Raw genomic sequence first — 13,641 nt, forward strand, 5'->3', positions numbered from 1 at the left:
GACGCCGCTGGCCTCACGCGCTCTGCCGTACCTCGCTACCGGTCGCCCCACCCTGCCGAGCGTCGGAATCGAGCGCGTCGGCGGCGATCCAGCCCGACATCATCACCATGGGCATGCCGGGGCCGGGATGGGCCGCGCCGCCGGCGAGATACAGGCCGCGCACCTGCCGCGAGCGGTTGCCCGGCTTGAACGCGCCCATGAACTTGCCGTGCGAGGCGAGGCCGTAGATCGCCCCGTTGAGCACCTTGTAGCGCTCGTGGATGTCCTGCGGCGTCAGATGGCGCTCGACGACGATGCGCTCTTCGAGATCCGGCATGTTGCCCGTGCGCTTGAGCTTGTCGAGGATGACCTGGCGGTAGGCCGGGAACATCTTGGACCAGTCGTGGTGCGGCCTCAGGTAGGGCGTGTGGACGAGGACGTAGAGCGCCTCGCCGCCTTCGGGAGCCACCGATGGGTCGGTGGAGGAGGGGGCGGCGAGATAGGCGGTCGGGTCCGGGGCCGGCTCGCCCTTGCGGTAGATGTAGTCGAACTCCTCCTCCGGATCGCGGGAGAAGACGAAATCGTGGTGGTTCAGGTGGTCGTAGCGCTTGTTCAGGCCGAGATAGAGCACCACGCCGGAGCAGGCCGGCTCGAAGCTCTTCTTCTCGTAGGCCTTGCCGACATCGCCGCCGACGAGCTCGCGGTAGGTCCGCACCGAATCCATATTGGAGATCACCGCGTCGAACGGGGTGATGCCGGCGGCGGTCTTCACGCCCTTCACCGTGCCCTTCTCGATGGCGAGCCCGGTGACTTCGTCGCCCGGCCGCAGGGTGGCACCGAGTTCGGAGGCCAGCTTCGTCAGCGCCTCGGCCACCGCGCGGGTGCCGCCCATCGGGTACCAGACGCCCTCGGCGGTCTGCATGTGGGCGATGGCGCAGAGCACGGCCGGCGCGCCATAGGGGGACGAGCCGACATATTGCACGAAATGGTCGAGCATCTGCGCGAGGCGCGCATCCTTGACCTTCGAGCGGATGGTGCCGGCAACCGACGAGCCCATGCGCAGGGAAAGCACGTCCCGCAGGGTGCCGGGATTCATGTTGGCGCGGATGTTGATCGTGTCGAACAGATCTTCCACCGGTTTCCAGAAGAAGAACTTGTTCGAGACGTCGTGCAGGTGCTCGGAGATTTCGAGGAACTTCTTGTAGCCCTCACCGGCGCCGGTATTGGGCGCGAAACGCTCCATGTCGGCGGCCATGGTGGGCACGTCGGCCATGAGGTCGAGATGGGTGTTGTCGTCGAAGAAACAGCGCCATTGCGGATCGAGGCGGCGCAGGTCGAGGTAGTCGTGGATGTTGCGGCCGGCCTCCTGGAAGATGCGCTCCAGCACCTTCGGCACCGTGAGGATGGTCGGGCCCATGTCGAAGCGGAATCCGCCCTCGTGCAGCACCGCTGCCTTGCCGCCGAGCCAATCGTTCTTGTCGTAGAGAGTGACCGTGTGGCCGCGCGCCGCGCTGACGCAGGCCGCCGCGAGGCCGCCCAACCCTGCGCCGACCACGGCGACCGAAGACCCGACCCGCATGTTCATCGTCACTCCCTGGGCCCGGCCGATGCCGCGCCTCACGGGTGAAGCTAGACCGGATCGCCGCGCGGTCAACGCGCTAACCGGTCGCGCCGCCGGAGTTATTGCCCATTACAAGGCCGAGAGCGGGGATTGGAGGTTCGGGCCGGCCAGTTTCGGGTTCGAGGTGACGCCCGCAGGCTCACACCACCCGACGCGCCACCAACCCCACGGCGGCCACCAGGCCCAAGGCCGCCACGGTGATCATCACCCCCCAGGCCGGCATGGCCGCGGCCATGCCTTCGCCGAGCGCCGTCTGATAGGCTTCGATCGCCCAGGCGTTGGGGGTGAGCCAGCCGACCTGCTGCAGCCAGGGCGGCATCAGGAAGCGTGGGACCATGCTGCCGCCCACCGCCGAGAGCAGTAGAACGCCGAAGGTGGAGGCGAGATGTGCCTGCTGGCGGGTATTGGCCGCCGCGCAGGCGGCGAGCGCCAACCCCGCCGCCATGGCCGAGACGAGGAACGAGGTGACGATCCAGGCCGGCCAGTGCGGGCCGATCTCGACCCCGTAGACCAGGGCGGCGGCGGCGAAGATCAGCCCGGCCTGGACCACGCCCTGGATCACCAGGAACAGGAACTTCCCCACCACCACCACAGCGAGCCCTCCGGGCCCGGCCATGAGCCTGTCGGCGAGGCCCGATTGCCGCTCCTCCACCAGGGACATCGCTCCCTGCATGGCCGCAAACAGCAGGAATACGGCGGTGATGGCGCCGGCATAATAGCTCACCCGCTCGTTGGTGCTGCCCGAGGCGGTGCTCTGGCGTTCCACCAGCGAGGCGAAGGAGAACGGCTCCTTGCGGGCGCGCTGCTCGGCGAAGGCCGAGTTGAGGAAGGCGCGTTCGTCCGGCCCGATCTTGCCCGACCGTTCCACGTCGGCGACGATCCGGGCGAGGACCACGTCGGGCAGGGCCTCGTTGAGGATGCGCTGCAACTGGCCGAGCGCGATCGGCGTGGCCAGGGCCCGGGCGGGGTTCTCGATGAGGATCACCGGCTGGGCGGCCTCGGGCGGGGCTCCGGCCACGGGCGCGTCGAGGTCGCCCCGAAGGACCAGGGCGGCGTCCACGTCCCCGCGCCGGACCGCGCTCGTCGCACCGGCGAGATCGGTGACCTTCAGACGCTCGATGCGCAGGGAGGTGTCGGCCTCCAGGGCCGTCATCAGCCGCTCGGTGGTCGCCGTGCGGGCGAGGTCGACGAGACCGAGATGGATGCGGATCCGGTCGCCGATGGCGCCCGAGAAGATCGCCGCGAAGATCATGAAGATCACGGTCGGCAGGACGAAGGCCATGACCAGGGCGGCGCGGTCGCGCCGCAGGCTGATCAGCATCACCCGGAAGGCGGCGGTGATCATGCCTCGTGTCCCGCGTGGAGGGGCATGGCCCGGCCCGGCCCGGCCCGGTCGAGGGCCTCGCGATAGATCGCGTCCAGGCCCGGTGCGCGGATGCGGATTTCCCCCACCGGCACGCCTTCCGCCCGCAGGCTGCCGAGGAGCGCGGTCCCGTCGAGCCCGGCCCTGTGGCTCGCCCTCCAGGTCAGTCCGGTATCGATAGGGGTGAATCCCGCCCGGCGCAGAGCGGCCACGGCGTCCGGGCCGGCGGGATTGGTGAGCGCCACCTCGTGCTCGGGCACTTCCGCGCGGATGCGTTCGAGGAGGAGGGCGAGCCGGCCTTCATGGATGAGCCGCCCGTCCGCCAGGATGGCGACCCGGTCGGCGAGGCGTTCGGCCTCGGCGAAATCATGGGTGGCGATGAGGATCGCGGCGCCCTGCTCCCGCAGGCGCGCGAGCACCGCATGAATCGCGGCGCGCGCGTGCAGGTCCACTCCCTGGGTCGGCTCGTCGAGGAGGACGAGGCGCGGCCGCGCCATCAGGCTCGCGGCGATATTGGCCCGGCGCTGGTAGCCGCCGGACAGGTGGCCCACCGGACGCCGCGCCACCTCGCCGAGATCGGCCAGATCGATGGCGGCCTGGACCGCCGCCTTGCGCTCGCGCCGGCCGATCCCCGAGAGCTGTGCGAAGACGGAAAGGTTCTCCGCCACGGTGAGGCGTGGATAGAGGGCGATTTCCTGAGGAACCCAGCCGATGGCGCGCCGTGCCTCGCGCTCACGGAACGGATCGGCACCGGCGATCCGCACGGTGCCGCTCTCCGGCGGCAATCGTCCGGCCACGATGCGCATGAGCGAACTCTTGCCGGCGCCGTTCGGGCCGAGCAGGGCGAGGGTTTCGCCAGCCTCGATCCGGCAATCGACGCCCCGCAGGACCCGATGCCCGCGATAGGCGAGGACGGCGCCCCGAACCACGACCAGGGGCTCCTGTCCCGGATTCATGAGTGGCGGGGTCAGCGGGGTGGCAGGGCGCGGACGAGGCGTACCCGCAGGGCAAGACCCGGTTCGCGCACGACGACGCGCGCACGGGCGAAATCCGGTCGCGCGCGCGCCGCCTCGCCGGAAAAGCCATAGGGTTCGAGGGGAAGGCCAAGGCCCGTCCGGTCGAGGCGACGATTGCCGTTGAGATCCTGATAGGCCGCCACCGCGTAGGCGCCGGGTTCGATCCCCGTGAGGATCACCCGCTGGCTCCTGCCGTCGGCGGGAACGTCCTGCCCATTGCGACACTCGGTCTCCGACAGGCCGCCCTGGCACAGAGCGACGTAGACCGCCCCCGCCCCCGGCTCGATCCCCTCCACCACGACCTCGACGGTAGCCGCCCGCGCGGGATCGAGGATCATGACGAGGGCCAGCGCCAGGCCGGTCGCGAAGAAACGCCTCACGAAGCTTCGCCCGACGTGGCGAGCGGCTGGGTGGTGGGGATGCCGGCGGCCTCCGCGCCGACGCGCCCGGCTGAGAGCTCCTCGATGAGGAGACGGGCGGTGATGCGCGCGCCCTCGTAGATCACCGGCAGGCCCGAACCCGGATGAGTGCCGCCGCCCACGAGGTAGAGCCCTGGCCCGAAGCGGTTGTGAGGGCGGAAATACAACATCTGCATCAGGTCGTGGGCGAGGTTGAAGGTGGCGCCCTCATACACGAAGAAATCGTCCCGCCATTGCGACGGGTCGACGATACGCTCGTAGCGGATGCGATCCTCGATATCGTCGAGGCCGAGCAGCTTCAACCGGTCGAGGACGAGGCGGCGGTAGCTCTCACGGGTGGAGGGCCAGTCGATCCCCGACTTCAGGTTCGGCACCGGCACGAGGACGTAGAGGCTGGTATGGCCGGCCGGCGCCATGCCGCCATCGGTGTAGCCCGCGTGCTGGACGTAGAGGGAGGGCTGCATCGGCAGGGTGCCCTCGGTGATTTCCCGGATGTTGCGGGCGTATTCCTCCGACAGGAAGATCGTGTGGTGGCCCAGCGCCGCCGGCACTTTCCCCTCGATCCCGAGATACATCATGAAGGTCGAGCAGGAGAGGCGGGCCTTGCCGATCTTGGCGTCGCGCCAGCGTGGGCGATGTGTCTGCGGCACCAAATCCTTGATGACCTTGGCGAAATCGCCGTTGATGACCACCGCGTCGGCCTTCAGGGTCTCTGTCCCGCAGACCACCCCGGTGGCCTTCTTGCCATCGAAGATCACCCGGTCGACCGAAGTGTCGAGGCGGATGTCCACGCCCATGCGGCGGGCGAGCCCGGCCATCGCCTCCGACACCGCGCCGCAGCCGCCGACGGGATGGTAGACCCCGTGTTCGTATTCGAGGAACGACAGGATCGTGAACAGGCTCGGGCACCGGAACGGCGACATCCCGAGATATTTGGTCTGGAACGCGAAGGCGAGGCGGACCCGCGGGTCCTTGAAGTAGCGCTGCAGGTCCTTGTCGACGCTGCGGCCGGGATGGAGATGGGGGAGAGCGGCGATCATGGCCGGCGAGGCCATGGCACGCAGGGTGTGGAAGGCCTGTTCCAGCACGGGCTTGAAGAATTTCAGCTTTACCCGGTTGTCGGCGAAGAACTTGCGGACGTTCTTGGCGTCGTCCGGGGCGATGCGGGCGATTTCCGCCTCGAGGCGCTCCATGTCACCGGTGGCACGGATCTCGCCCGAGACCCCGTTCCTGCCCTCCGCATCCTTGCCCTCGAACACGAGGTGATATTGCGGATCGAGCCGCTCCAGCTTGACGTGGTCCTCGAGACGCTCGCCGCATGTCTCGAAGATGTCGGCGAGGATCTGTGGATAGAGGAAGAAGGTCGGGCCGATATCGAAGCGGTAGCCGCCGGGCGCCTCCACCGTCTTGGTCCGGCCGCCGACGGCAGGGTCCTTCTCGACCACCGTGACGTGGATGCCCGCTCGTGCGAGGAGCAGCGCCGTTGCCAATCCCCCGGGGCCGGCGCCGACGATGATGACGCGGCGTCCGGACAAGGTCCGCATGCCATCCCGAGACTGAAGCAACGCGTTGAACTCCTTCGGCGACAGGCCCCCTACGGCGGATCGTTCCTCCCGTAAGGGGTATCGAGATTCATTCCAAGCTCAAGGTCGCGGCGTCCGGAATCTCCGACGCACCGGCCTAGCTTGCCGCCTAATCTCGACCGGCATCACCAGCGGGACAATGGGTGCGGATTGTCGCGTGCCTGCATCGCCAGATGGTGGAGCGCCAATGCTCCCGCTGTCGCCACGTTCAGCGAGTCGAATCCCGGTGCCATGGGAATGCGCACGGTTTGGGCGCGCGCCATCAGGCCGTGCGACAACCCCGGCCCCTCGGTGCCGAGGAGCAGAAGCGTGCGCGGCGAGGGCGGCAGGTCCGCGAGCACCGCTTCCCCGCGCGGGCTGAATGCCAGGGGGACGAGGTCGTTGGCCTGCGCGAAGTGCAGCATGGCCTCCGCCTCCAGCCGCGCGAACGGCACGATCAGCGCCGCGCCTGCCGAAACACGGATCGCCTTGCGATAGAGCGGGTCGCAGGTAGCGGAATCGAGAAGGATGCCGGTGGCTCCAAACGCGGCGGCGTTGCGGAACAGGCCGCCGACATTGTCATGGTTGGTCAAGCCGACGAGCCCGACCATCGTGACGGGCGCCGGGGACGGAGGCAGGACGAGAGGTGGGGGCGCTCCGCACGAGGCCACCGCCATCACGCCCCGGTGGATCGGGAAGCCGGCGATGGCGCTCATCACCGCCTTCGAGGCCGTATAGACCGGCACCGAAGCGGACAGGGCGGCGAGCGCATCGGAGAGGGGCGCCAAGCGCTCGTGGCTGAGGAGCAGTGATTCGGCCGGGAAACGCGCGGCACCCGAGAGCAGGACCCGCAGGGTCACCTCCCCCTCCACGATAAAGCGGCCCTCGCGGCCGATCAGGTCGCGCTCCCGCATGGCGGCATAGGCCGCGATGCGGGGGTCGGAGGGGTCGTCGATGGGGATGGGTGTCACCGCTGGCCGCATCCTATGCCCTGGCAGATGATGCGCATGGCCGGAGCTGCCCCTCTTCCCGCATGCGGAAAGAGGGGTATGCGCGCTACGCGTTCGCGGGGCGGCCGCCCATGCGGATGGCGAGCGGGTCGGCCTCCTCCTTGGTCGGGACCTTCACCAGGGCCTCTCCGTCGAGGACGACTTCACCCGCCACCGAGCAGGTGCATTTGAGCCGGGCGCGGCGGCGCTCGGGGACGAGCTCAGCCACTTCCACCGTCACCTGGACGGTGTCGCCGATGCGGACCGGCGCGCGAAAGTTCAGGGTCTGGCTGATGTAGATGGCGCCGGGGCCGGGCAGGCGGGTGCCGAGCACGGCCGAGATCAGCCCGGCCGTATACAGGCCGTGGGCGATGCGGGTGCCGAAAGGCGTGCGGGCCGCGAAGTGCTCGGACAGGTGGATCGGGTTGCGATCGCCGGTGATCTCGGCGAAGCCCACCACGTCGGAGGAGGCGATGACCTTGTTCAAGGTTTCGGACAATCCGACCTCGAGATCCTCGAAATACAGGACGCGCAGCTCTGGCATCATCGGTCGGTCTCCCCCCGTCTCACGTCGTACTCACGGGACTTGGCCCCGCATCCGACGTGTCGCGTCGCACAAGCGCTGCTGCAAATCCAGCGCAAGCACGCCGAAAATCGCGGCTCGACAGGCCTGTCGTGGTCGGTCCAAGAGGCAAAGACTTTTTCGAGAGCCGATCCTGAGAGCCGATGACCGACGCATCCACCCCGGCAGGTCACGCCACCCTGCGCCCAGTCGTCCTGCGGGTGGCGGGACTGAACATCGCCTATTTCAGCATCGAGATCGCCGTGGCTTTGGCGATCGGCTCCCTTGCGCTCATCGCCGACAGCCTGGATTTCCTGGAGGATGCGGCGCTCAACCTGCTGATCTTCGCCGGGATCGGCTGGAGCCTGCGAAACCGGGCGCGGCTCGGCATGGCGCTGGCCGGCATCCTGCTGCTGCCAGCACTCGCCACCGCCTATGCCGCCTTGGAGAAGGTCTCCGACATGGCGCCCCCCGCGCCGCTGCCGCTCACCCTTGCCGGCCTCGGTGCCCTCGGCGTGAACCTCGTCTGCGCCATGATGCTGGCGCGTCACCGCGAGGGCGGGGGAAGCCTGACCCGGGCAGCCTATCTCTCGGCCCGCAACGATGCCTTTGCCAATCTCGCCATCATCGGCGCAGGCCTCGTCACGGCGCTCACCCTCTCGCCCTGGCCCGATCTCGTGGCGGCGGCCGGCATCGCCGTGCTCAACGCGGATTCGGCCGTGGACATCCTCAAGGCCGCCCGTGCCGAATGGCGCGCGGCGCATCCCGTCGCGTGAGAGCGTGCCCCGCCGCCCGGCCGCGCCGATGCCCGGCATCGCCAAGACGATGAGGTTCTGAAAGATGCGCCTGTTCCCGATCTCCGACCTGCATCTCGAGCGCCGGCGTCCGGAGACGATCGCGCGGCCGGCAGAAGCGTTCGACGTGCTGGTCTGTCCCGGCGATCTTTACGAGGGCCGGCCCGAACTCGGCCTCGCCGCCCTGCGACAGATCGCGCAGGGCCGTCCCATCGTGCTCGTGCCGGGCAACCACGAACATTATGCGCCGACGGGTGACCCGCGCACCGCGCCCGAACTGATCGCCGCCCTGGAGGCCGAGGTGGCGCGGATCAACACGTCGGGGGAGGGCGGTCCGGTCCACCTCCTCAACCACGGTGCCAGCGTCGTCCTCTATGGAATCCGCTTCGTCGGCACTACGCTCTGGAGTGACTGGTCGCTGGCCGGTCGCTGGCTCGACGAGACCATCGCCGGCCACCCGGCCGACCCCGTCGCCTTCGCCGCCGCGCGGATGACCGATCCGGTGACCGGTTCGCGAGAGTTTCGCGGTTCGATCCGCAAGGGTGACGGCACGGTCTGGTCACCCGCCGACGCCATGGCGGCGCATCTGGCCCAGAAGGCCGAGCTGACCGGCGCCCTCGCCGTGCCGCATCCCGGCCCTACCGTGGTCGTCACCCACCATCCGGCCAGTCCACTGGCGGCCGACGCGTTCCGGACCACGCCCGGCGTGCCCTGGTGGGTGCCGGCCTTCTACGCCACCACCGCTCTCGACGATCTCCCCGAGGCGAGCCGGCCCGATCTCTGGGTCTCCGGCCATTTCCACTCCGGCCACGACCTGCGCGTCGGCCGTACCCGCTGGGTCGCCAACCCGGTGGAGGGGGCGACTTACTCGGCCGAGAGGTTCGTCGATCTGGGGTGAAGGGCAGGCCTCGACTCTCCGATCGTCTTCGAGAGAGCGGGCTCACGCGAAACCGAAGCCCTCCGTCCGACGTAGAGGGCCGAGGGGGGCACGGCCCCGCCTCGCACCGGAGCCTGTCATGAACACTTTCATCGCCGTCGTGCTCGTCTGCGCCAACGCGATCCCGATCGAGGCCTGTTCGGACGACAAGGCGAGCGAGGTGCGCAAGGTCCGCGTTTCCAACGAACTCGGCTGCACCAACGGCTGGCAGGAGATCATCTCCCGTACGGATCTCAACGAGGAGATCGGTAAGACCGCCTATCTCAAGACCGAGTGCCGGAGAGTGAAGGAGGCGCGGTGAGCCCTACTTGTCGTACTTGATATAAGCGAAGCGCGCGTCGCCGGGCGTGCCCTCCAGGCCTTGGCCTTCCGTTCCAGGCTGCCAGCCCACGACCTCCTCGATCTTCTTCGCCAGGGCAAAATCCTTGTCGGTGATGCCCTTGGCGGCATGGTTCATCAGCCGCACTTCGACCCAGGCATAGGAAGCGGTGAGATCCGGATGGTGCCAGGCGGCCTCGGCGAGGTGTCCCACCGTGTTGATGACCATCAGCGTGCTCTTCCAGCTCGCTGTCTTGTAGGTCCGCCGGATCCAGCCATCCTCGTAGGTCCAGGCGGGCAGCTCGGCGCTTAAACGCTCCGCGATGGTGGCGTCGTCGATAACGTCTTCGCGTGATCCGGCCATGGCCTGCATTCCTGTTGGGTGAGGTGGATGTCATCCGACGACTGGATGTCGTGATTGGTACCGGAGGCATTCCGGGTCCGGACCCTGCCCCGAGCAGCGTAGTCCGGCAAGTTTTCCGGAGCTCGGGTTTTTCGGATTTCTCGCCCCCGGTCGTCTGAGCTCGTCACCTGCGGCCACTCGACCATGGCGCGCGTCGGTGGACGACGGAGATGTGAGACCCTATTAAATATAAGAACCGCCGGGCAGTCTCAGTGATGAGGCCGTCGAACGGCAAAATCCGGGCTTTCAAAATCCGGTTCCAAAATCCGGGCTTTCAAAATCCGGTTCCAGGGAGACGATGCTCATGCTGTCACGGCGCGGATTGCTCGCGACGGCGGCGCTCTGGCCCATGGCCGGCGCGGTGGCGGCCGCATCGGCGAGCGTGCGCGTCGGCAGCCTGCCCTTCGGCACCGTGTCCTGGGAGGCCGCCATCATCAAGGCGCGCGGCCTCGACACGGCCAACGGCTTCACCCTCGACGTGGTCAAGCTCGCCGGTAACGACGCCGCCCGCATCGCCTTTCTCGGCGGTCAGGTCGACACCATCGTGGGGGACCTGCTCTGGGCCGCCCGCCTCGGCAACGAGGGCAGGGCGATGCGCTTCATCCCCTATTCCACCACCGAGGGATCCCTGATGGTGCCGCCCGGCAGTTCCATCGCAGGCCTAAAGGATCTCGTCGGGAAACGCCTCGGAATCGCCGGAGGGCCCCTCGACAAGAACTGGCTGCTGCTCAAGGCTCAGGCCAAGGATGCCGCCGGGATCGATCTCGAATCTCAGGCGCAGATCGCCTATGGCGCGCCGCCCCTCCTGGCACTGAAGCTGGAACAGGGAGAACTCGACGCAGCCCTGCTCTACTGGACCTATTGCGCACGGCTCGAGCCAAAGGGGTTCCGTCGCATCATCGGCTCCGACGACATCATGCGCGCCTTCGGCGCCACCGGCTCCATCGCCCTCATCGGCTACCTGTTCGAAGGGAGCACGGTCTCGGGCAAGGGCGAGGCGATCGCCGGCTTCGCCCGCGCCTCGCGCACCGCCAAGGAGATGCTCGCCAACGACCCGTCCGCCTGGGAGGTGGTGCGACCGCTGATGTCGGCCGATGACGAGCCGACCTTCGAGGCCCTGAAGCGGGACTTCCTCGCCGGCATTCCGCGCCGGCCCATCGCCACCGAGCGCGGCGACGGTGAGCGCCTGTTCGGCGTTCTGTCCAAGCTCGGCGGCGAGCGCCTCGTCGGGGCGGGGACGACCCTGCCCCCCGGCCTGTATTTCGACGGGGCCGGAAACGGTTGAGCCGCTGCGGCCTCTCCGATCGGTACGGCGGACATTGATCCGGCCCGGCTCCAACGCCATGGGGGTGGCGACCCGGCTCGTCTCCGTCCTGCTGCTGCTGGCGGCTTGGCAGGCGGCGGCGAGCCTCGCGGGATCGCGGCTCCTGCCCGCACCGCTCGCGATCCTCGATTTCATCGTCAGTGAATCGGCCAGCGGCGACCTCTGGCGCAATGTCGGCATCACCCTCACGCGGGTGGGCGTCTCCTTCATGATCGCCATGGGGCTCGGCGTGCTCCTCGGGATCGCCCTCGGACGCTTCAAGGGCTTGAACCTCGCCCTCGACACACCGCTCCTCATTCTGCTCAACACGCCCGCCCTCGTCATCACCGTGCTGGCCTATATCTGGGTCGGCCTCAACGAAGGGGCCGCGGTACTGGCCGTGGTGCTCAACAAGCTGCCCAACGTGGCGGTGATCGTGCGGGAGGGCGCGCGGGGCCTCGATCCGGGGCTCGAGGAAATGGCGCGGACCTACCGGTTCGATCGCCGCACCTGGATCGCCCACGTCCTGGTGCCGCAACTGCAGCCGTTCGTCGTGGCCGCGGCCCGGTCCGGCCTGTCGCTGGCCTGGAAGATCGTGCTGGTGATCGAGCTGCTCGGGCGGCCGAACGGCGTCGGTTTCGCCATCAACTTCTACTTCGTTCAGAGCCTGAACGTGGCCGCCATCATCGGCTACAGCGTCGTCTTCATGAGTGTCATGATCGCCATCGACATCCTCATCCTCCAGCGCCTCGAAGCGTATGTCCGGCGCTGGCGCTGAGATGGCGGACGCTCTCTCCGTCTCCATCCTCCGCAAAGTCTACGGCGCCGGTGGGCCGGAGCCGGTGGAGGCGGTGCGCGACCTCTCCTTCACCATCCGCCGCTCGGAGATCGCCTGCCTCATCGGCCCCTCCGGGGCGGGCAAGACCACCACCCTGCGCATCCTGCTCGGCCTGGACGACGCATACGAGGGCGCGGTGACTCCCGATCCGCGCGAGGCGGGGATCGCCATGGTCTTCCAGGAGCCTCGCCTCCTCCCCTGGCGCAGCGTCGAGCAGAACGTCCGCCTCGGCCTGCCCCGCCCGGAGCGGGGGCGTGATCTCGACGGCCTGTTCGAATCCCTCGGGCTGACGCCGTGGCGCAGCCGCTATCCGGGAAAGCTCTCCTTGGGCATGGCGCGTCGCGTGGCCCTCGCCCGCGCCCTGGCCCTACGTCCCCGCATCCTGGTGCTCGACGAGCCCTTCGTGTCCCTGGATGACAGGGCCGCCGCGTCCCTTCGGGAGATCGTGGTGGAGACGGTGGGGCGCGAGGGGATGAGCGTGCTCATGGTCACCCATAACGTCGCGGAGGCGATCGAGATCGCCGACCGGCTCCTGCTCGTCTCCGCGCGCCCAGCGAGCCTGCTCGCCGACGTGACCCTCGACCGGCCGCGCAACAGACGCGACCGGGCCTGGTCGGAGGCCATGCGCGAGGATTTGGCGAATCGCTTTCCGGGCGTCATCGCCGCTTGAGCGGCGTTTACCGTCCTGCATGAGGCGCAAGATATCGCCGACGCAACATTATGCACATGCGCACAAGACGTAAGGCGCATGCGCGGCGCGCTACGTACTCATGCGGCGAGACAACGCAGCGCCCGATCCAATGGCGCCCAATCGATGTTTCCGTACATGCCGGGGGTACTCGATCTATTTTGCGAGCAGGCAAAATAATGCTTATTTCGAATGGTGAAACTTGCCCTTCCGTGGGACGAAGCGGTCGTTTCCACCAATGGTCTCTGCTGCAAGAGAGAGAATCTGGCATGCCAGGCCGAGCTCATGCATGGAGTGCATAAGAAGCGCCTGCGTCTTACAAATGCTTTTGTCTTTGAACTTGGCGATTTTGCAACGCAGCATTTCCTTGTGCAGGTGCATGAAATGCCTGCCGGGGAAGACATTCGTTCACCAGGACTTGATGCAGACCATGCTCAAGCTTGCTCAATCGAGTTGACGCCGCCGAGATTTTTCTTAGAGTTCATTCAAGCTTCGGTTCGGAGGGGCGCCGCAAAGGGGTAGCGGCGACCGGGAGAGCAGGCGGTGGTTGAGGCGAAAGTTTCGCGGAAACAACCGCTTAGGAGACTCTATCGAAGTGAACTATCCCTGTCGCAAATAACAGGTCGCGCAAACGGAAGCAGGTCGAACTGCTCTCCAGTTGTGTCAAAGACTTGTCGGAGGAATGCATGAGAGCGGTCCATCTTCTCGCACTCGGCGCTGGTCTGGTGGCTTCGGCCCCCGCCTTCGCCAACGACGACGTCCTGAAGCGCTCGGCCGATCCGGCCCAGCAGGTTCTGCAGACGGTCGATTACGCCAATACGCGCTATTCGAAGCTCGACCAGATCAATG

General features: G+C 67.7%; 15 protein-coding genes. 7 read left to right on the forward strand and 8 right to left on the reverse strand.

All coding sequences use genetic code 11. From position 1 onward, the window contains the following. Positions 1–13 precede the first annotated feature (13 nt). From RQI43_RS06335 to croR, 7 genes are all read right to left on the reverse strand, one after another. The gene (locus RQI43_RS06335) at positions 14–1,558 is read right to left on the reverse strand and encodes a phytoene desaturase family protein (protein ID WP_311274613.1); all 1,545 of its coding nucleotides are present in this window, start codon (positions 1,556–1,558) and stop codon (positions 14–16) included. 181 nt (positions 1,559–1,739) lie between these two features. After that, positions 1,740–2,945 carry an ABC transporter permease gene (locus RQI43_RS06340; RefSeq protein WP_056425560.1) on the reverse strand — a complete coding sequence of 402 codons (1,206 nt, stop codon included), beginning with the start codon at positions 2,943–2,945 and terminating at the stop codon, positions 1,740–1,742. Next, a complete protein-coding gene (locus RQI43_RS06345) occupies positions 2,942–3,919 on the reverse strand; it encodes an ABC transporter ATP-binding protein (protein WP_056425557.1) in 978 nt (325 codons plus the stop codon). The genes RQI43_RS06340 and RQI43_RS06345 overlap by 4 nt, the downstream gene beginning before the upstream one ends. Before the next feature lie 11 nt (positions 3,920–3,930). Beyond that, on the reverse strand, positions 3,931–4,317 hold the full coding sequence (locus RQI43_RS06350) for a DUF2141 domain-containing protein (protein ID WP_156467725.1): 387 nt from the start codon (positions 4,315–4,317) through the stop codon (positions 3,931–3,933). Positions 4,318–4,355: 38 nt separating this feature from the next. Beyond that, positions 4,356–5,963, reverse strand: coding sequence for a phytoene desaturase family protein (gene crtI / locus RQI43_RS06355; RefSeq protein WP_056425549.1), 1,608 nt, complete (start codon positions 5,961–5,963; stop codon positions 4,356–4,358). Between the two features lie 143 nt (positions 5,964–6,106). Next, on the reverse strand, positions 6,107–6,943 hold the full coding sequence (locus RQI43_RS06360; RefSeq protein ID WP_056425546.1) for an RNA methyltransferase: 837 nt from the start codon (positions 6,941–6,943) through the stop codon (positions 6,107–6,109). 73 nt (positions 6,944–7,016) lie between these two features. Beyond that, positions 7,017–7,496, reverse strand: coding sequence for a 3-hydroxybutyryl-CoA dehydratase (gene croR / locus RQI43_RS06365; protein WP_056425543.1), 480 nt, complete (start codon positions 7,494–7,496; stop codon positions 7,017–7,019). A 179-nt stretch (positions 7,497–7,675) separates the two neighbouring features. On the opposite strand from croR, the gene RQI43_RS06370 reads away from it, so the two are divergent. The 3 genes from RQI43_RS06370 (at position 7,676) to RQI43_RS06380 (ending at position 9,543) form a co-directional block, all read left to right on the forward strand. Further along, positions 7,676–8,287 carry a cation transporter gene (locus RQI43_RS06370; protein ID WP_311274600.1) on the forward strand — a complete coding sequence of 204 codons (612 nt, stop codon included), beginning with the start codon at positions 7,676–7,678 and terminating at the stop codon, positions 8,285–8,287. A 64-nt stretch (positions 8,288–8,351) separates the two neighbouring features. Then, positions 8,352–9,203, forward strand: coding sequence for a metallophosphoesterase (locus tag RQI43_RS06375; protein WP_311274601.1), 852 nt, complete (start codon positions 8,352–8,354; stop codon positions 9,201–9,203). Between the two features lie 118 nt (positions 9,204–9,321). Beyond that, the gene (locus RQI43_RS06380) at positions 9,322–9,543 is read left to right on the forward strand and encodes a hypothetical protein (RefSeq protein WP_056425532.1); all 222 of its coding nucleotides are present in this window, start codon (positions 9,322–9,324) and stop codon (positions 9,541–9,543) included. A gap of 3 nt (positions 9,544–9,546) precedes the next feature. Here RQI43_RS06380 and RQI43_RS06385 read toward each other — a convergent pair whose 3' ends face one another. Beyond that, positions 9,547–9,924, reverse strand: a complete 378-nt coding sequence (locus RQI43_RS06385; protein ID WP_207411184.1) for a 4a-hydroxytetrahydrobiopterin dehydratase — start codon at positions 9,922–9,924, stop codon at positions 9,547–9,549. A 343-nt stretch (positions 9,925–10,267) separates the two neighbouring features. Between RQI43_RS06385 and RQI43_RS06390 the strand changes: the two genes are divergently transcribed. From RQI43_RS06390 to RQI43_RS06405, 4 genes are all read left to right on the forward strand, one after another. Continuing rightward, positions 10,268–11,248: an ABC transporter substrate-binding protein gene (locus RQI43_RS06390; protein ID WP_311274602.1), complete on the forward strand. Its 981-nt coding sequence runs from the start codon at positions 10,268–10,270 to the stop codon at positions 11,246–11,248. Between the two features lie 58 nt (positions 11,249–11,306). Further along, a complete protein-coding gene (locus RQI43_RS06395) occupies positions 11,307–12,044 on the forward strand; it encodes an ABC transporter permease subunit (RefSeq protein WP_311274614.1) in 738 nt (245 codons plus the stop codon). Then, positions 12,025–12,774: an ABC transporter ATP-binding protein gene (locus tag RQI43_RS06400; RefSeq protein ID WP_056425529.1), complete on the forward strand. Its 750-nt coding sequence runs from the start codon at positions 12,025–12,027 to the stop codon at positions 12,772–12,774. Before RQI43_RS06395 ends, RQI43_RS06400 begins: the two co-directional genes overlap by 20 nt. A 210-nt stretch (positions 12,775–12,984) precedes the next feature. Next, on the forward strand, positions 12,985–13,314 hold the full coding sequence (locus RQI43_RS06405; RefSeq protein WP_311274603.1) for a hypothetical protein: 330 nt from the start codon (positions 12,985–12,987) through the stop codon (positions 13,312–13,314). Positions 13,315–13,641: the final 327 nt, after the last annotated feature.

This window comes from Methylobacterium sp. WCS2018Hpa-22 (assembly GCF_031843785.1).
In the GTDB taxonomy this organism is placed as follows: domain Bacteria; phylum Pseudomonadota; class Alphaproteobacteria; order Rhizobiales; family Beijerinckiaceae; genus Methylobacterium.